Source organism: Pigmentibacter sp. JX0631, from assembly GCF_029873255.1.
In the GTDB taxonomy this organism is placed as follows: domain Bacteria; phylum Bdellovibrionota_B; class Oligoflexia; order Silvanigrellales; family Silvanigrellaceae; genus Silvanigrella.
This window is the reverse complement of sequence record NZ_CP123622.1, coordinates 1,727,679-1,745,825: the sequence shown is the minus strand read 5'-3', so window position 1 is coordinate 1,745,825 and position 18,147 is coordinate 1,727,679. Positions and strand designations below refer to the sequence as shown.

Sequence of the window (18,147 nt, the reverse complement as noted above, 5' to 3'; positions counted from 1 at the left end):
AAAATAATCCTATACTTTTACATTTTTTATTGCAAATGACCTGATTCTTTGCGCAACAAATTCTGGCATACTTACAAATACCGTTGTGACCTCATAAATATTGTCTTTTTTTAATGCAGATTTCATAACTTTTATTTTGTAATCATCCTTTGGCATATTAGCAATTTTATGCAATTCACTACAAGAAAAAGAAAGAATAGATTGTTCTTTAAAATTAACTGGACTTTCTATTATAGTCCCTTCTTCAGACAAACCCACTAAAGAAAATTCAATTACAGCAGGTAAATTTAAAGTTTTGCATTTAAATTCTACCTTAGCAAAGGCAAAGGTTACTATAGAAGATTTGTCTATTCCCAGTAAATTTCTAATTCTATTTATTAAAATATCTCTATCAAATGGTTTAGAGATATAGTCATCAATTTTTAATTCCAATGCTTTGTCAATTATTTTTTGTTCTTTATGACCACTTAAAACACATACTTTAAATTTTTGTTTTTGTTTATATTCTGGAATTATTTTTAAAATTTCTAACCCATTCATTTCAGGCATAGAAAGATCTAAAAATATAAGATCTTTTGTAAGATTTTCATTTTTTATGACATCTACTAGCTCCTTTCCCGTTGCACAACAAATAGTAGTTAACCCCATTTCTTCGACAATATCTTTCAGATATTCACGAATATCAGGTACATCATCTGCTATAACAACTGTTTTAAAATCACTCATAATTCTACTCTTTCAGCAATTTATCTGCAAGGTTTGAAAGTTCTTCCCAATCAAGTGGTTTTTTTAAAAATGCATAGCATCCATTTTTTAAAGCTTCTTCTTTTGATATCTCAGCAAAACCTGTCATTAATATAATTTTTGGTTTTTTATCTTTTAGACTATTTATATTTCTTAGTAATTCTACACCATCTCCATCTGGCATTCTAATATCAGAAATTACAAAATCAATACTGTTATTTTTTATTATTTCAAATGCATCTTTCCCATTATTTGATGTAATTATTACTAAATTTTTCTCAAATAATTCTTCTTTAATTACATCAACAATATCTTTATTATCGTCTACTATTAATACTTGCTTCATGAAGCATCCTCAATTTTAATATTTTTTTCCGCAATTTTTGGTAGCTTTATTACAAATGTTGTTTCTTTAACATTTTTATCTAAATAAAATTCCCCTTTATGCTTTTCAATAATTCCTCTACTAACTGATAAACCTAAGCCTGTTCCTTCACCAATTTTTTTTGTTGTAAAAAAAGGCTGCATTATTTTTTCTTTTACATCATCGGGAATAGGGGGGCCACAATCTGATACTCGGAAAAAAATATTTTTACTATCGTCAATAACATCTAATTTAATCCATTTATTACTTAAGTTTTTTATTGCATCAAATGCATTATTAAGAAGATTTAGTAATACTTGGGAAATCTGGATACCACTGCAATAAATGTTACTACTTTGGCAATTTTTTGCAATAATAAGTTGAACACCGTTATTTTTAAATTTTTCATTACAAAGAATTGTTGCTTGTTCAATGATTTTATCAATATCTTCAAATTCTAATTGATCTTCTTCTGACTCTCTAGAGTATGTTAACAGCCCTAGCGTTATTTTTGAAATATGCTTAACTATATTTTCTATTGCTACTGCATTTTCTTCGACAATATTAATATCTAACTGATTTTTTTTAGCCATTCTTACTAACTTATACGCTTTACCACTAATTACAGTTAAAGGATTATTTATTTCATGAGCCACTCCACCTGCCATTTCACCCAAAGCGGCAAATTTAGCTGATTGAATTAACTGCATTTGTGTATTTTTTAAATCGTTATTTGATTGGAGTACTGTTTTAGTTTGTTCAAATAAGCTAATTAAAAAAAGAATAATTATTGAAATTAAAAATGAAAAAATTATTCCAGAAATTAGTAAAAGCAGTGATACTCCACTTTTTGTTAAATCTTCGAAAGCTTCTGTTGAACTAAATTCAACCGTCCAAGGGTGATTATTTATATCTTCTATAAAAACTCTTTTAAATTCAGATTTTGAGTTAAAGTTCTCTGCTAAATTTGAAAACAATAGATTTACTTTTTCTTTTGAATTCCCATCATATATTTTTAAATTAAAATTTTCAAATTTTTCGCTATATATACCTTGAATTAAATCATTCATTCTAAAAACAGCTGAAACTAGACCATAAATTGAATCCATTCTTAATTCTTTTAATTTTGGTATTTCATAATTTTTATACAGTGGTAAGAATACCAAAAAACCATTTTGCACATCTTTCCCAGTTTCTTGTACTAAAGTTATTTTTCCAGTTGCAAAAGCTTGTCCAGTATCTATTGCCTTTAATATAGCTTCTTTTCTTATTGTTTCAGAAAACACATCGAATCCAAAAGCTCGCATATTTCTATTTATAAATGGCTCAATATATACAACAGGAAAATATCCTTCCCTTTCTCCAGGTGGTTTTATATTGTATTCTTGAAAACCAGATCTTCTAATATCACGAATATGGTTTTCTTTTTCATTTTTTTTGACAAATTTATTTATTCCAATCCCTTGAATTCCTGGGTAACTTTTTTGTAAATCAAGATTTTCTATAAATTTTTTCCATTGTTCTCTAGTAACACTATTATTATTTGTATAAAAAAAACTTTTCGCTCCTATTAAAACTTGAGTATATGCTAACATTTGACTGATTAAAGCTAGATTTGCTTTTTCTGCAATTCCATCAAATTGCAGTGAAGAATAATAGTAGCTATTTTTTTTTGTTTCATTCCAAGTGTAAATTGTTACTATTAGTAAAAGAAAAAAAACAAAAAAAGGTATTAAAAGATATTTTTTTTTAATGTTTTTCAAATATTTAATCAACTCAAAAATCACAATTTACCTCATCATAAATTTTAAAACTAACTAACTTTTCTTTCTATATACATTTTTTCCAAATCAATAGCGTTATTTTCAGCATGAATTTTAATAATGTTGTCCTCTTCAATAATTGCTTCTTTCTGTGTGTTAATACTATTTAAAATTTTAAGGCTATGAATTTCTTTTTCAGGTTCACTTGAATTTAAATTTAAGGATTTTGCAATAGCTATAGCTTTATTTAAATGCCTAAAAGCAGTTTCATAAAGATTAGAATCATATTCACCTTCTATAATGTACTTAATTGATTTACCTAATAAAAGATGATAATCAAAATCATTATCTAAGAATAGGTATTCTTTTAGTGTTAGCAGACTCAAAGATTTTATGAAATCTCCATTTTCAAGGTAACAGTCTGCCATCGCAAGTATGGCATTCGTATTTTTTGGATTATCCCGCAAAATTTGCCCTAAAATTCTTATTGATTCATTCCAATCTTTTTCATACATTGATATTAATACTGCTACTAAATAGGGTTCTTGTGCAAACGGAAATTTTTCATGAATTAGATTATAAGTTTCACTCATTTTTTCTATTAGATTATTCTCAGAAAGTTTTCTTAAGTAATTTCTCCAAGTAAAGTAACTTGCTTTTTTGTCCTGGCAAACTTTTTCTATTAAATTAATACCTTTATTTATATTTTCTGAATTTTTTGAAGAGGCTAATAGTAATCCGCAAGCTTCAAAAGCAAATCTGTTTTCAACTCCTTTAGAATTTCTTAAATACTTAAATATTTTTAAACTTACTTTACTACATGATGCAAAATGAAAGGCAATAAGTGCCAGTGATAAGAAAACAGGATGATAATTTCTCATTTTTAGTAAATGTTTTCCAAGAGAAATTAACGCTCCATGATCAAATGTTTCTTTCAATGCACAAATCCAGATATGATAAAAATCAGCTCTGTCATAAAATTTTGTTAAATGTAGTACTGCTCTCGAGGATAGATTGATAATTTTTTCCCACTCTTCATGGGATGCATATATTTCCAGTAATTTAATTAGTGAAATACAAGATTTTGCTGAAGGATTAATTTCTCTCCAAAATGAATTCGATGCACTTTCTAAATATTTTACATCAAATGACTGAATATCTTTTTGCATGTTAACTCCTAAAGCAAAAGTTTGCTCCTTTTTCAAATTCGGTTGATATAAAAAAAAATTTATTAAGGTAATGTTATATATTTTTTGGGAAAATTTTTTCTAAGAAAAAAATGCAAGGATAAATATTTAAAATTCCACTATGTGCTGTGAAAATGGGAGAAATTCTTCTCTATTTTCTATTAATACAAAAGATGCCCCTTTTGATGTCATTACTTTCATTAAATTTCCTAAGATTTCAATATCTGGAGCATGTAATCCTGTACTCGGATGAGTTAATATAAACCAAGCCCCATGCAAATTTGACCTTTTTAAATGAAGAGTCAAATTTAATCTTTGGACTTCTCCACCACTTAAAGTTTCCATTCCTTGACCTAATCTGACATATCCCAATCCAAATTGACAGGCTTTAAAAATTCTAGATGAAATTAATTTGTGATTTTCAAATATATTTAATGCTTGATCTAGGCTTAAATTCATAATATCTGCTAAATTTAATCCCTTAAATCTTGGTAATAAACTTCTTGGATTTAATTTAGCACCTAAACAATTTTCACATTCTATACGTACCGGTTCAGAGTATCTTTGAGGTAATTCTTTATAACCTTTTCCTTCACAGTATTCACATTTACCAAGTTTTGAATTCCAAGAAAAATGACTTTCAGTTAGTCCCATTATTTGACTCGCAGGAATTTTAGTAAAAAGATCTCTTATCGGTTTAATAACATCTAATGCAGAAGCCACTGAACGTTTTGAACTTCTCGTAATACTCCCCGGCTTAACATAACTTACGATGTTTACTAAAATATCTCCTTCATCCTTAACTTTACAGAAAAGTTTGTATGGAATATCTGAAAAATCATCCCCCTCTAAATTAATTTTTCCAAGAGATAATAAATAAGGAATGAGGCAAAGTTGAGTAAACGATGTCTTCCCAGAACCTGATTTTCCACGAATTATGTTTATAATACCTTGTTTTATCAAGATTTTATTCAGACTTAAATTTCTTACAGCAATTTCCGAAAAATGTATAGAAGAGTTTTCAATAGAGGAATTTATAGATGAATTATCAACATTTTGATTTAAAATTCTCCCCTTGGATTTCCTTAATAATAACTCCGTCCCTTGCTCTTGAAGTAGAAATTTGGATAAATTTTTTTCATAATTATGTGATAAAGATGTATCAGCTAAACCCTCAGGGGCAGTGGCTTTGGATACAACTTGTCCACCATGCACACCTGCGCCCGGGCCCATTAAAAAAATTTTCTCACAAAAAGATAAAAATACAGGGTGGTGCTCCACGGATATTATGCTTGCGCCATCTTTTACAAGTTCTTGCAGCACAAAAACTAGCCGCTTAACTTCTTCCGCAGTTAATCCTTGGCAGGGTTCATCGATTGCATAAAGGACTCCTTTTAATCGATTTGAAATCATTGACGCAAGACGTAATCTTTGCAAATCTCCTGGTGATAAAGAATTTCCTGAACGATTTAAAACTAAATGATCAAGTGTAAGTAAATGCATACTTTTTAAAAGTCTCTGAATTTCTAAATATACTTTTAATTTTGCTTTATCATTTCCAGCATTTTCTTTTAATTGAGTAGAAACAAATAAAAATAATTCAGGAAAAGATTTTCTATGTAGTTCCATAAAGGTTGTATTACAAATTCTTACAATAGGAATATTTGAATCTAAGCGACTTCCTTGACAAACTTTGCAAGGAAATATATCAGAAGGCAAACCAATTTTTTCAGATCCTTCCCCTTCACAATTTTTGCATTTACCCAATGAAGAGTGGCTAAAGTAACGAGGATCTAGTTTTGGTGCACTTTCACCACATTGAGGACAGCTTGATTTAGTATTAAATTTATATTGTTCCTCTAGATACTCTATTTTTAAAATTCCTTTTCCATGCTCTAATGCTTGATAAATACTACGTTCTATTCTTAATTTTTTTTCTATTGAAATATTAACAAAATCTATGACAACATCTATAGTATTTAATTTTTTTGCATCTATTTTGAATTTTTTTTGCTCTTCTTGCAAATCATACATTTCACCATTAATTCTCAATTTAGAGTATCCTAAATCTTTGAAATTTTCAATTTCTTTAGTAAAAGAACCTTTTCTTTTTTCACATATTGGTGCAATAAAATAAATTTTTTTATTCAAGAAATCAGTAAATATTTTATTAATTAATTCAGGAAATGATATTGATTTTAAAGGAATATCACAATTATGACAAAAAACATCTCCAAAAGCTGCAAAGTAAACTCTAAATAAATCAGTTACGCCAATAATGGTGCCAACTGTAGATAATTTTCCAGCAACCCCTTGTCGTTGTGATAAACCCAGAGCAGGAGGAAGACCTTTTATCGAACTAAATTTAGCACGAGCTGATTTTCTCCAATTTGCTCCACCTAGCATGTAAACAGGTGCTTGAGTTGAATCTACAAATCTTCTAAAAGCTTCTGCATAAATAGTGTCAAAAACTAAACTACTTTTCCCAGAACCACTAACTCCTGTAAATGCTATCAAAGAATTTTTAGGAATATCAACATCTATATTTTTTAGATTATGTTCTTGTGCTCCTCGAACTGAAATAAATGACACCACAAATCCTTTCATCAGGAAATCTTGAACAAGGGTTGACGAAATACACACCTATATAACACAATTAAAAGATGAGATCACTTTCTTTAATTATTAGGTTATCTCAATTCTTAGAATTAAAATTTAAGGAAAAATAATGTCAGGAACTTTCACACTTCCATTAGAATCGGAACAGCTTATGCTTAGAATTCAAGACTTTAAAATTATAAATTCCGATCAAATACATACGATTCAAGAGCCAGTTCTTATATTAATTGCTGGTGATGCTAGTGATAGAAAGTTTTTTCGTCTTATAAATAAAGAAATTAGCGCAATTTGTATGCAATTTCCTAAATGGGAAGGTGGATATGGAGGAGACCCTATTAGCTGGATTGGAATGCACAACGCCCTTTCAAAAATGGAGCTTCCTGTTCCTAAAATTATAGAAATCGACGAAACTAATTCATGTATTTGGACTGAAGATCTTGGCGATATATTTCTAACTTCAATTATTAATGATGAAATTCTTGATATTGATGATCATAAATGTAACCAGGCTATAAATTACTATAAACAAGCATTAGATCTTTTAATAAAAGCTCAATATCCTCAAGTAAAAATAGATCATCCTGCTATCAATCGATTTTTTGATTATGAAAAATTATACTACGAAATGAATTTTTTTATTACCCATTTTCTTAATGGTTTTTTAAATTTAAATGTATCTGAAGAAAATCTTGAGTACATCAACCTTTATCAAGACCTAAAATTATTATGCAAAAAATTAGATTCATGTGAAAGAGTACTTTGTCACAGAGATTATCATGTCAGAAATATCATGTTAAAAGATAAAGATTTGTACTGGATTGATTTCCAAGATGCGAGAATGGGTCCACATGCATACGATGTTGTCAGCTTAGTACGGGATAGTTACGTACAAATTACTTGGAAAACCAGAAAGCATTTGTATGATTACTATATTGAAAAACTTAATAAAATTCGAGAAAAAAATAATTTAAATAATATATCTAGCATAAGTTTTAACCTTGAATTACTTCTAATGGGATTACAAAGAAATATTAAAGCAATTGGAAGCTTTGGATATTTGGCTACTAAAAAAAATAAACCAAATTATTTGAGATATGTAAGACAAACTCTGAGTATTTTATGCTCAAAAGAGGCACAAATTCACGAAGAGACTGATATAAAGGCAATGCTTCCAAATTTATTCAAACTTCTTTATGATTTATATAATGGTTCACTAGAAGAAATATTAAATGAAAAAATAAAAAATTTTAAATAGGTTTATTTTGGTAAAGTATGAATTATAAAATTGAAAATGAAAAATATATCCCCATAGTCTTATGTGCCGGATTTGGAACTAGACTAAAACCATTGACAAATTATCTCCCAAAAGTAACTTGTCCAATAATCGATAAACCAGTCGCCTTCTTATCAATTGAAATATTTTTAAAAGCCGGATTTAAAGAAATTCATTGTAATACTCATTATCTTTCTGAACAAGTGAAAGAAGAATTAATTAAAGCAGCAGAATATCATGGCTATAATTCAAACTGTATTAAATTTTGGCATGAAAACGATTTACTTGATACAGGTGGTGGGATCACTAGAATTTATAAAGAAGTAACAGAAAACAGTAAATTAAAAAGAGATGCAATAGTAGTATCCGGAGATATTGCTGCAGATTTTCCTTTGAAAGAAATGATATTTCAGTGGGAGCAAAAAAAAACTGAATCATTAGCATTAATGGCCACAAAAAAACTAAACTATACTAGAAAAGATGCAACTTGGTTGGATAAAACAGGGAATTATATCGTTGGTTTTGGAGAAAACTATATAAATAAAAATGAATGCATTTCTTCTGTTTTTACAACACATCAAATAATTTCACATAAAATATTAGAAATTACTTCTATAGAAAAATCCTCTAGTATAAACCTTATTTATAGAAAAATTCTTGAAAAAAAACTAAAAATAATGAATTTTAATTATCCTGAAAACAATTACTGGTTTGATATCGGAACGCCTATTGATTATTTAAATTGTATAAATTTCTTCTCAAAAATCCATAGAAATTTTGAATATTTAAATGATAATTTAGTGATAAATTTTTTTCACTCAACAATACCAGAAGATTTAAAAAATAATTTAATTCCATTGAAAGAAACAAATATAAAAAATAAAGTAATCTTAAAATTTAAATCTGCTACGAGTAATAATTTATTCACTTTTAAAAATTCGAGCAGTAACTTAGATGATAATTACTTCTATTTTATTATATAGATGATGGAAGGACTAAATATGCGTATCATATTTATATCAGGTGATGGACATGGTGCTGGTAAAACTTACTTAGCAAAAAAAATTGCAAGTGGTTTGCCACAAATATTTTCAGTTGCAAATATGATAAGACAAGAACTAGAAAAAGAATATCCTAAATATGACTGGTATAACAAAGAACCACGATATAAAACATATACTATTGTCGCTGAAACAAATAAATCTGTTCATGAAATGTTAATTGATAGAGGAACAGAAAGAAAGATAAAAAACTCTACATACTGGGCAAAAGAGCTTATAGATGTAATTAACTATCATAAATCTCATAGTAATTTAGATTTTGTCGTAATTGATGATATCCGGTTTGTAGATGAATATGATTATATTAAAAGATTTTTTAGCGACGCTCATATTACACATTTTCATGTTATAAATCCTCATGCTAAAGAAGAAGTACAATTTGAAAATGATAAATTAAAAGAATTAGCTGATTACTTAATTATTTCAAAACGAGTTTTGAATTTTCGCAATTTACAATTGACTAAAAAAGATGAGAATGAATAAATTATATCTTCGAAAATTGCATATAAATCTACTCATCATTTCTTTCTTTAGGATTATCTTCAGGATGAACAAAGTTTTCTGAAGTACCTGACTGAATAGCTTTTAAGTCTTCTTCACTTAATGAATTACTATTATTTATATTTCCTTTATTTTTATCTTCAACTTTATCTTTTGGATTTTCTGTTTCTTTAACAGACACAGTATTTTCTTTTTTATCTTCGGATGCTACTTGATCACTAGCTTTTGCCTTTTGTTCAGGTATTCCATAACCTTTGATGTCTGCGGTTAGTGCTTTTGGTCTAAAATATACTGCAACACCTTCTTTAATTCTATCAGGATTTACTATATGAGGATTTTCTTTCCACAGAACACGCCAATCCTTTGCTTTTCCAAAAACCGCTCTTGAAATGCTGGTTAACGTATCTCCTCTTTTTACTATAATTTTAGCTTTTGGGGCACTTTCATACTTCTCAGCAAACATTTTCGAGTCACTACTTAATTGATAATAAATAACATCTCCCGCATATATTCTATTAGCATCTGAAAGCTTATTTAATTCAGCTATTTTTTTCCAATTACTTGCTTTTCCATATATTTTCTTTGATATTTTAGCTAAATTGTCTCCAGCTTGTACATAGTAGGGTAATAAAATATTCTGATTTGTTGGAGGTAAAAGGCCTTCAGCAAAATCTGGGTTATCTTTATTGTCTAAAACATCCAACTTGGCTTCATTTACATTTTGATCTTCAATTTGACCTGATCTTGTCATACAACTAAAGACAGATAGTGATAAAATAACTATAGAAATTAGAAAAACTAATTTCTTATTTTTTTCAGCCATTTTTTGCATAAATCTTGTAATCATGGCAATTTTCTTTCTACAACCGTTGATCTCTTTTTCACGATCATTATCGGTCTTAAGAATTTGAAGTTAAATGATTTAGGCACGAATGACTGTGCCACACTTTTGACTAAATGTTAAAGATTGTACGGTTTTTTTTGCATTCTATTAAAGAGGCTTCAATGAGTTCTACATTTAATCATTTTTCTGTTCTAAAAAATGAGACAATATTAAACATCCTTCCTACACAGTCACTTTTGACTCATATCGAAAAAAATTCATTAGAAACATTAAATTTTGTGGACGCAACCTTAGGTGGAGGAGGTCATGCGGAAGCACTCTTAAATAATATTATAAGCAATCCATTACTTAAAAATTTTAAAAAAAACTTTATTTTTTTTGATCAAGATATAAATGCAATAGAATATTCAAGAAATAAATTGAAGAAATACGCCCTAGAAAGCAATAATTTAAGTATTTTTTATGAAAATACAAATTTTCGAAATATTAAAGAAATTATCGACACCAAATTTAAAGGTGAAAAAATCCATGCTTTATATGCTGACTTTGGAGTAAGCTCACCTCAATTAGACGTTGGTCAAAGAGGCTTTTCTTTAATGCACTCTGGTCCCTTAGATATGCGAATGGATATTAATTCAGAATTAACAGCAAAAATTATTTTAGAAGAATACTCAGAAGAAGAACTCACTAAAATTTTTTTTGATTACGGTGAAGAACCCAAAGCTAGAAAATTAGCAAAAGCAATTATTTTTGATAGAAAAAAGGGAACTCTTCCCGTAGAAGGAACCACTCAATTTGCTGATTATGTGAAAAGAGTTCTTTCTTACCCCAATAGCCGAATTCATCCCGCAACCCGCACATTTCAAGCTCTAAGAATCGAAGTTAATCAAGAGTTGGACTCAATTCATAATCTTCTTGAAGACATTCCCAAAATAGTCAGTTCTTTTGCGAAAGTAGCTTTTATTTCATTCCATTCACTTGAAGATCGACTAGTCAAACATGCTATGAGAAATTGGCAAAAAGGTAAAAATGCTAATGAAAAAATGAATACGCAGAAAGAGTTTCATCTCCCCTTGCATATGCAGCTCCTTTTAGAAGAAAATCAAACAAAAGGTTTTGGAAAAGAAATTCCTAGAGGAGGCATAACAGCCTCAGACAAAGAATGTAATGAAAATTCACGATCTCGATCAGCAAGATTAAGATGTTTTGAATTTTCTAATATAAAAGAGGAATAGAAAGTGTTAAAATTTTTGAAAGGTTTCGATGCCATTATTGCAATTATTTTTTTAACCATTATTGTAGGTATAATAGTTATAACAATGAGATCAAAAACTTATTCAGTAGGATACGAAATAGCAAGTCTTAAAGCGAAAGAAAAATTGCTTAGGCAACGACAAGTTGAGCTTCAATCTGAACTTGCCGCTACCGAAAAAAGTGTTAGAGATAATTTACTTTCGCAAAAAGATATAAATGGTAAATCTAGATATATTTTACCAGATCCTAAACGTGTTTTACGAGCCGAATAATTTTTTTGTTTTAGAAGGTAATAAAACATGAAAATAAAAACATTATTAGGACTTTCTAAATTTTTATTAGGCTTTCAAAAAACAGATAATAAACGTATTGTAAACTATAAAGTAAGAGCATATGTGATGAGTCTCATATATTGTTCTTTTTTAATTATAATTTTAACACGATATGCTTGGATAACATTCTTTCCTACTCCCTTAAGAAATAAATTAATTTCAACAGGTTCCAAACAATTTGAAACAAATCTTATGATAGCTCCACCAAGAGCGTCAATTACCGACAGAAATGGGCGAATATTAGCAGTAAGTATTGCAAGACCAAGTATTTATTTACTGACAAAAAAAATGCCAAATGATGTTCAAATACTGACTAAAGTAGCAACTCAAATAAATATTCCTCTGCAAGATTTACTGAAATATTCAACAGAAAAAAGAAATTTTATTTGGCTAAAAAGGCAAATTAGTTTCAATGAATTTCATAAAATGGGTTCACTAAAAAAGTGGCAAGATTTCATTGGTATTATTGATGAATCAAAAAGATTTTATCCAGAAAAAGATCTTGCTGCACAACTTATTGGTTTTGTTGGCTCAGAAGGAAATGGTTTAGAAGGAATTGAAAAAATATATAATTCAAGACTAAATTTAAAACCTTTAAAATCTGAAGTAATGAAAGATGCGCGTGGAAGACTTGTCATGTCAGTACCAAATGATGCTTCTAAACCAGAACAAAAAGCTCCAAACTTAAAGCTATCAATAGATCTTTCCATTCAAGAATTTACTCAAAATGCATTAAAAGAAGGGGTGTTAAAAGCTAAAGCCAAAGGTGGTAGCGCAATTGTTATGGATGTAAAAACAGGAGAGCTTTTAGCCATAGCTAGTTATCCCAGTTACGACTTAAATAATCCCCCCGAAAATGATCCTTCTGCAAGAAGATTTAGACCAGTTATGGATGCTATTGAATTAGGATCAGTTGTAAAACCTATGTGGATAGCAAAAGCTCTTGATATTAAAGTTATCAATCAAGAAACTAAAGTTTATGCGGAAAATGGTCAAATGTCTCTCCCAGGAGGAATCATCCATGACACTCATCCACATGGCTGGATTACACCTGAAGAAGTTTTGAAGGTAAGCAGTAATATTGGAGCCTATAAAGTAGTTCAAAAAATAGGACGTGAAACTTTCTATGATTCTTTAATGAAAATTGGCTTTGGCAGAGCCCCTGGAACAGGCTTACCAGGGGAATGGAATGGAAGAATTAAAAACTTAAATTTATGGAGAGAAATGAACTTTGCAAATATGGCTTTTGGACAAGGATTTGCTATTTCACCTCTACAACTAGCACATGCATTATCAATCATTGTAGGAGATGGAGCTGATCATGGAGTTAATCTAATTTCTATTAACACAAATAAAAATTCAGATTTTATTGGCCCTCCTTTGAAATATATCTCAAACGAAACTAGCCAAAAAATAGCGAAAATGATGGAATCAGTTGTAGAAGAAGAGGGGGGGACTGGTTCTCCAGCTCGTATTCCTGGGATTTTGGTCTCTGGTAAAACCGGAACAGCCCAAATTTGGTCACAAAAAGATCATGCTTATTCTGGAAGAACAGCTGTTTTTGAAGGAGTTATACCCTCAGATAATCCTAAATTAGTTATTGTTGTAGTCATTGATGAAGCTGGAGTAAGACCAGCATATGGGGGTCCATTAGCTGGACCAGTGTTTGCAGATATAGGAAAAAGAACGGTGAATTATCTCAACTCAAGAGGAATATTTAATGTTATTCCATACGAAAATGCTTATTTAAAGAACAAATATAAACAAAATTCTGAAATTCAATTAAAATTACAAAAGTCAGCTTTAGCACCAATTCAGTCCGAAAGAAATTCTCGTCAGGAACACTAAAATGCTAAATTCAATAATTTTACAAACACCGCATTGCACAGCAGAAGAGCTTAATAGAATAACTAGTAAAAAAGTTAAAAATTCTAAAGAAGATAAATTTGAAATTGTTATAAACTCAAAAGAACTTCACAAATACAAGAAAAATACAAATACTTATATAGAAAACTCTTTTGTTTATTTTGCAAGAGTTGGAAATAAATTTGATGGAAATTCTTTAATTGAGGAAATACTAAATTCAAATAATTACATAGTAAGTACTAAGAAAAATTTAATGCTATTTGCTTCGAAAAACAGACTTAGTGATGAAGTTACAAGTAATATATTATCACATGAGTTCTTTTTAGTAGTTGAAAATATGGAAGAAAGTATTAATAAAATTTTAGAAATTATTTTCAAAATTGATAATCAGAAATTTAATACGATTGCAGTAACTGGCACAAATGGTAAAACCTCTACAGTACAAATTTGTTCACAAATTTACGAAAATGTGACAAAGAAAAGTTCATTAAGAATTGGTACTTTAGGTTTGCAAATAAAAGACAAATTTATTGAATCTTCACATGTTACAACACCAGACTATCCTACATTTCTTCAAATATTAAATTACTGCAACACCTCTAATATTAATCAAATTATTATGGAAACAACATCTCATGGTTTAAGTGAAAATAGAATTGGAAAATGGTTAGTGGATATAGCAATATTTACTAATTTAACTCAAGATCATTTAGATTATCATGGAACTATGGAATCATATAGAGATGCAAAATTAAGGCTATTCAAATCGCATTTAAAGCATAATGGATGTGCTATTTTTTGTTTAAATAATTCTGAATGGAATTTCTTTTGTGAAGCAGCTAAATCGCCAAGCAGAACAGCTATAGGAATTGGAGAAGCACAGCAAAATAAAATTTTTTTTGAAAAATATTCAAACCAATTTAAAAATATTTTTTATATTGAAATCAAAGACTCAAAATCTAATTTATCGGGAAACTTCGCTTCTATTATTTTTAAAGACCAAGAAAAAGTAATAAAAGAATTTGAAATTAAAACTCCTCTTATAGGTCAATTTCAGCTATACAATATATTATGCTCAGTTGCTGCTATGATTTATAAAGAATTTGAAATTGAATCTATTTGTGAAAGTCTAATTAATTTAAAAAATATACCTGGAAGATTAGAAGTAGTAAAAGATTCTGAAAAAGAAATAATGAACCAACCAACTGTTATAATTGATTATGCACATTCACCTGACGCATTAGAAAAAGCTATTCATGTTTGTTTAGAAATTTTAAAAACTGAAGAAAAAGGAAATCTTGTTACCGTCTTTGGTTGTGGTGGAGATCGTGATAAAAGTAAAAGACCTTTAATGGGACAAATAGCTACAAGTTTATCACATAGAGTTATAGTAACATCTGATAACCCACGTACTGAAGATCCTGATCTTATAATTGATGACATTTTTTCTGGAATTACTACAAACTCTGAGAATTGTATTCGTGAAAAAGATCGCAAAAAAGCAATTGAGTTAGCAATCAACTCAAGCACTGAATTTGATATTGTTTTAGTTGCAGGTAAAGGTCATGAGGATTATCAAATAATAGGTGATAAGAAATTTCCTTTTTCTGATCCTCAAATTGCATTATCTATTTTAAAAAAGGAGAAGTTTTAAGAAATGCTTTACTTACTTATAATAAAATTAATTATGATTAATCCTAAACTTTCAGGATTAAAAGCATTCTCTTATCTTTCAAGCAGAACTATTCTAGCTTTAATAACAAGTATAATAGTATCAATGCTGCTATATCCCAAGGCAATACGGTTGTTACGATCACTAAAGGCTGGCCAACCTATTCGTGAATTAGGATTGGAAGAACAAATGCAAAAAAAAGGAACTCCAACTATGGGGGGAGTTGTTATTATTTTTGCAACTTTATTCAGTGCGTTTCTGTGGATGGATATTACAAATCGGCATTTTACAACTCTACTTATAGTTACTGTTGGATATGGTTTCATTGGTTTTATAGATGACTATCTTAAAATTTCAAAGAAAAATACTGATGGATTGTCTAGTAAAAAGAAAATGATTGGCTTATTATTTTTTGGAACTATTGCTGTTACTTGGCATTTGTGGACAGCTTTACAAATTTCAAACCCTTCTGCTTATGTGCTTAATCCGACTTCTGTAAATATTCCATTTTTTAAAAACTTAGTAATAAACTTAGGAATTTTTTACGCTCCATTTGCAATATTAGTAATAGTAGGTTCTAGTAATGCTGTTAACTTAACAGATGGCTTAGATGGTCTTGCAATAGGACCAGTAATAACTTGTGCTTTAACATTAACAATTCTTAGCTATGTAACGGGTAATATTGTTATATCAAAATATCTAATTTATCATTCTATTCCTGGTTCTGGTGAAATTAGTGTCTTTTTATCAGCTCTAATTGGAGCTTCTATTGGGTTTCTCTGGTATAATACATTTCCCGCTCAAATCTTCATGGGAGATTCAGGCGCATTAGCTTTAGGTGGAATATTAGGAACTGTTGCAATTATTACAGGTCATGAAATTTTACTAGTTCTAATGGGAGGAATATTTGTTGCAGAAGCACTAAGCGTTATTATCCAAGTTGCTTCTTTTAAAACAAGAGGTAAGAGAGTTTTTAGAATGGCACCAGTTCATCATCATTATCAGAAAAAAGGTTGGCCAGAACAAAAAATAACTGTAAGAATATGGATTATAAGTTTTATTCTTGCCTTACTTAGTATTCTAACTCTTAAATTAAGGTAAATTAATGTCTATTGAAGATTTAAAAGATTTAAATTTTTATGTTGCAGGAGCTGGAGTAAGCGGAATTGCTATTGCTAAATTATTAAAAAAAAATAGTATTAATGTATTTTTAATTGAAGAAAAAACAATACAAGACAATGCTAAAACACAACTTAAGGAATTAGGAATCTCTTTTGAAGAATCATTTCAAGATTCAGATAAATTAATTAAAAATTGTCATATTTTAATTATTTCACCTGGTATATTATTAAATAATCCTTTAATTTTAGCTTGTAAATGTAATAATATTCCTGTCATAAGCGAAATAGAAGCAGCCTCATGGTTTATACCAAAAACACATAAAATTATCGCTGTAACTGGTACGAATGGAAAAAGTTCAACTACAAATTATTTATCACAACTTTTAAATAAAGATTATAAAGCAGTTGCTTGTGGGAACATTGGAATATCTTTATCTGAAGTTATTTTAAATTCAAACGACAGAAATACTTATGTAATTGAATTAAGTAGCTATCAATTAGAATCAACTTTGACTTTAAAACCATTCTGTTCTATTTTTTTAAATATACAAAATGACCACTTACAAAGATACGAAAATATTTCCGAATATTTAAAAGCAAAATGGAGACTCGTTTTACTAACTGACGACAATGGTTATGTAATAATTGAAAAAGAAGTTTTAAAACTAGCAATTTTACATGGTCTATCAATGCCAAAAGCCAAAATAATTATTCTCGATGATGATACTAAAGAATTTTCTGAAATGAAAAAATCAATTATAAATTATTCACGATTTTACAATTCTAAAATTCTTCCTAATGCACTCTATAAAAATTTAAAAAACTTAGATATTTATTCAATATTATTACCAAATCAATACTTAGCAGTTAAAGCAATATATTTTAGTAATAATTCTTTAAAAATTCAGTTTAATTCAGTTACAGGAAAAACTACTTGGATTATTAAACAACCTTGTTTACCAGGTAAACATAACATGTATAATATTCTTGCTGCTAGTTTATGCGGATTGTATTTAGGTATGTCGGAAGAACAAATACTAAATCAATGGGAAGAAACTTCAACAAACTATCAACATTTACCGCATAGATTAGAAAAAATTAATTTAAAATATCAAACATATATTGATGAAAACAAATATCAAAAAAATTTATTAATAATTAATGATTCCAAAGCAACAAATGTGGAAAGTACTTTAGTCGCATTAAAATCTTTTAACAACCCGATTAGACTTTTAATAGGGGGCGAAGCTAAAGGAGATTCTTACCTTCCGATAGCCGATTTTTTTGGACGAAATGTGGTAAAAATATATCCATTTGGACAAGCCGCTCCCCAAATAGTAGCTGAATTAAAAGATTTTAAAAATTATATAGCAAATACTTCTGAAAAATTGATAATAGCCGCTGATCTTGCTTTAACAGAAGCTCAAGATAATGAAATAATATTATTATCTCCTGCTTGTAGCAGTTTTGATGAATTCAAAAATTTTGAGCATAGAGGAAATATCTTTCGGAGTTGGGCGTTATCACATTTAAAAGGATAAAAACT

The 18,147-nt window shown here is 28.9% G+C and carries 15 protein-coding genes; 9 read left to right on the top strand and 6 right to left on the bottom strand.

Translation table 11 applies throughout. The annotated features are described in order from the left end of the window. Window positions 1-9 precede the first annotated feature (9 nt). From QEJ31_RS07625 to QEJ31_RS07605, 5 genes are all read right to left on the bottom strand, one after another. Complete coding sequence (locus tag QEJ31_RS07625; protein WP_280593187.1) at window positions 10-726, bottom strand: response regulator; 717 nt, start codon at window positions 724-726, stop codon at window positions 10-12. Window positions 727-730: 4 nt separating this feature from the next. Further along, complete coding sequence (locus QEJ31_RS07620; RefSeq protein ID WP_280593186.1) at window positions 731-1,090, bottom strand: response regulator; 360 nt, start codon at window positions 1,088-1,090, stop codon at window positions 731-733. Beyond that, complete coding sequence (locus tag QEJ31_RS07615; RefSeq protein ID WP_280593185.1) at window positions 1,087-2,895, bottom strand: CHASE domain-containing protein; 1,809 nt, start codon at window positions 2,893-2,895, stop codon at window positions 1,087-1,089. Before QEJ31_RS07615 ends, QEJ31_RS07620 begins: the two co-directional genes overlap by 4 nt. A 26-nt stretch (window positions 2,896-2,921) precedes the next feature. Continuing rightward, a complete protein-coding gene (locus QEJ31_RS07610) occupies window positions 2,922-4,040 on the bottom strand; it encodes a tetratricopeptide repeat protein (RefSeq protein WP_280593184.1) in 1,119 nt (372 codons plus the stop codon). Between the two features lie 126 nt (window positions 4,041-4,166). Then, window positions 4,167-6,650, bottom strand: a complete 2,484-nt coding sequence (locus QEJ31_RS07605) for a hypothetical protein (RefSeq protein WP_280593183.1) — start codon at window positions 6,648-6,650, stop codon at window positions 4,167-4,169. Window positions 6,651-6,786: 136 nt separating this feature from the next. Between QEJ31_RS07605 and QEJ31_RS07600 the strand changes: the two genes are divergently transcribed. The 3 genes from QEJ31_RS07600 to QEJ31_RS07590 are packed head-to-tail and all read left to right on the top strand — an operon-like array spanning window position 6,787 to window position 9,494. Continuing rightward, the gene (locus QEJ31_RS07600) at window positions 6,787-7,932 is read left to right on the top strand and encodes a phosphotransferase (RefSeq protein WP_280593182.1); all 1,146 of its coding nucleotides are present in this window, start codon (window positions 6,787-6,789) and stop codon (window positions 7,930-7,932) included. A gap of 17 nt (window positions 7,933-7,949) precedes the next feature. Further along, on the top strand, window positions 7,950-8,933 hold the full coding sequence (locus QEJ31_RS07595; RefSeq protein ID WP_280593181.1) for a sugar phosphate nucleotidyltransferase: 984 nt from the start codon (window positions 7,950-7,952) through the stop codon (window positions 8,931-8,933). Between the two features lie 18 nt (window positions 8,934-8,951). Then, on the top strand, window positions 8,952-9,494 hold the full coding sequence (locus tag QEJ31_RS07590) for a hypothetical protein (protein ID WP_280593180.1): 543 nt from the start codon (window positions 8,952-8,954) through the stop codon (window positions 9,492-9,494). A 28-nt stretch (window positions 9,495-9,522) separates the two neighbouring features. Here the strand turns inward: QEJ31_RS07590 and QEJ31_RS07585 are convergent, their stop codons facing one another. Continuing rightward, window positions 9,523-10,359 (bottom strand): LysM peptidoglycan-binding domain-containing protein, encoded by an 837-nt coding sequence (locus tag QEJ31_RS07585; protein WP_280593179.1) that lies wholly within the window; start codon window positions 10,357-10,359, stop codon window positions 9,523-9,525. 158 nt (window positions 10,360-10,517) lie between these two features. Between QEJ31_RS07585 and rsmH the strand changes: the two genes are divergently transcribed. The 6 genes from rsmH to murD are packed head-to-tail and all read left to right on the top strand — an operon-like array spanning window position 10,518 to window position 18,142. Further along, window positions 10,518-11,591, top strand: a complete 1,074-nt coding sequence (gene rsmH / locus QEJ31_RS07580) for a 16S rRNA (cytosine(1402)-N(4))-methyltransferase RsmH (protein WP_280593178.1) — start codon at window positions 10,518-10,520, stop codon at window positions 11,589-11,591. Between the two features lie 3 nt (window positions 11,592-11,594). Next, the gene (locus QEJ31_RS07575; RefSeq protein WP_280593177.1) at window positions 11,595-11,882 is read left to right on the top strand and encodes a hypothetical protein; all 288 of its coding nucleotides are present in this window, start codon (window positions 11,595-11,597) and stop codon (window positions 11,880-11,882) included. A 27-nt stretch (window positions 11,883-11,909) separates the two neighbouring features. Continuing rightward, a complete protein-coding gene (locus QEJ31_RS07570; protein WP_280593176.1) occupies window positions 11,910-13,790 on the top strand; it encodes a penicillin-binding protein 2 in 1,881 nt (626 codons plus the stop codon). Window position 13,791: 1 nt separating this feature from the next. Further along, the gene (locus tag QEJ31_RS07565; RefSeq protein WP_280593175.1) at window positions 13,792-15,462 is read left to right on the top strand and encodes a UDP-N-acetylmuramoyl-L-alanyl-D-glutamate--2,6-diaminopimelate ligase; all 1,671 of its coding nucleotides are present in this window, start codon (window positions 13,792-13,794) and stop codon (window positions 15,460-15,462) included. A 3-nt stretch (window positions 15,463-15,465) separates the two neighbouring features. Then, the gene (mraY, locus tag QEJ31_RS07560; RefSeq protein ID WP_280593174.1) at window positions 15,466-16,581 is read left to right on the top strand and encodes a phospho-N-acetylmuramoyl-pentapeptide-transferase; all 1,116 of its coding nucleotides are present in this window, start codon (window positions 15,466-15,468) and stop codon (window positions 16,579-16,581) included. 4 nt (window positions 16,582-16,585) lie between these two features. Next, a complete protein-coding gene (gene murD / locus QEJ31_RS07555; RefSeq protein ID WP_280593173.1) occupies window positions 16,586-18,142 on the top strand; it encodes a UDP-N-acetylmuramoyl-L-alanine--D-glutamate ligase in 1,557 nt (518 codons plus the stop codon). The last annotated feature ends 5 nt before the right edge of the window (window positions 18,143-18,147 follow it).

What these genes read in the sequence shown, in the direction of transcription:
- murD (WP_280593173.1), top strand. Translation starts at nt 16,586, where the DNA reads ATGTCTATTGAAGATTTAAAAGATTTAAATTTTTATGTTGCAGGAGCT.
- rsmH (WP_280593178.1), top strand. Translation starts at nt 10,518, where the DNA reads ATGAGTTCTACATTTAATCATTTTTCTGTTCTAAAAAATGAGACAATA.
- QEJ31_RS07585 (WP_280593179.1), bottom strand. Translation starts at nt 10,359, where the DNA reads ATGATTACAAGATTTATGCAAAAAATGGCTGAAAAAAATAAGAAATTA.
- QEJ31_RS07590 (WP_280593180.1), top strand. Translation starts at nt 8,952, where the DNA reads ATGCGTATCATATTTATATCAGGTGATGGACATGGTGCTGGTAAAACT.
- QEJ31_RS07600 (WP_280593182.1), top strand. Translation starts at nt 6,787, where the DNA reads ATGTCAGGAACTTTCACACTTCCATTAGAATCGGAACAGCTTATGCTT.
- mraY (WP_280593174.1), top strand. Translation starts at nt 15,466, where the DNA reads ATGCTTTACTTACTTATAATAAAATTAATTATGATTAATCCTAAACTT.
- QEJ31_RS07625 (WP_280593187.1), bottom strand. Translation starts at nt 726, where the DNA reads ATGAGTGATTTTAAAACAGTTGTTATAGCAGATGATGTACCTGATATT.
- QEJ31_RS07620 (WP_280593186.1), bottom strand. Translation starts at nt 1,090, where the DNA reads ATGAAGCAAGTATTAATAGTAGACGATAATAAAGATATTGTTGATGTA.
- QEJ31_RS07610 (WP_280593184.1), bottom strand. Translation starts at nt 4,040, where the DNA reads ATGCAAAAAGATATTCAGTCATTTGATGTAAAATATTTAGAAAGTGCA.
- QEJ31_RS07570 (WP_280593176.1), top strand. Translation starts at nt 11,910, where the DNA reads ATGAAAATAAAAACATTATTAGGACTTTCTAAATTTTTATTAGGCTTT.
- QEJ31_RS07595 (WP_280593181.1), top strand. Translation starts at nt 7,950, where the DNA reads ATGAATTATAAAATTGAAAATGAAAAATATATCCCCATAGTCTTATGT.
- QEJ31_RS07565 (WP_280593175.1), top strand. Translation starts at nt 13,792, where the DNA reads ATGCTAAATTCAATAATTTTACAAACACCGCATTGCACAGCAGAAGAG.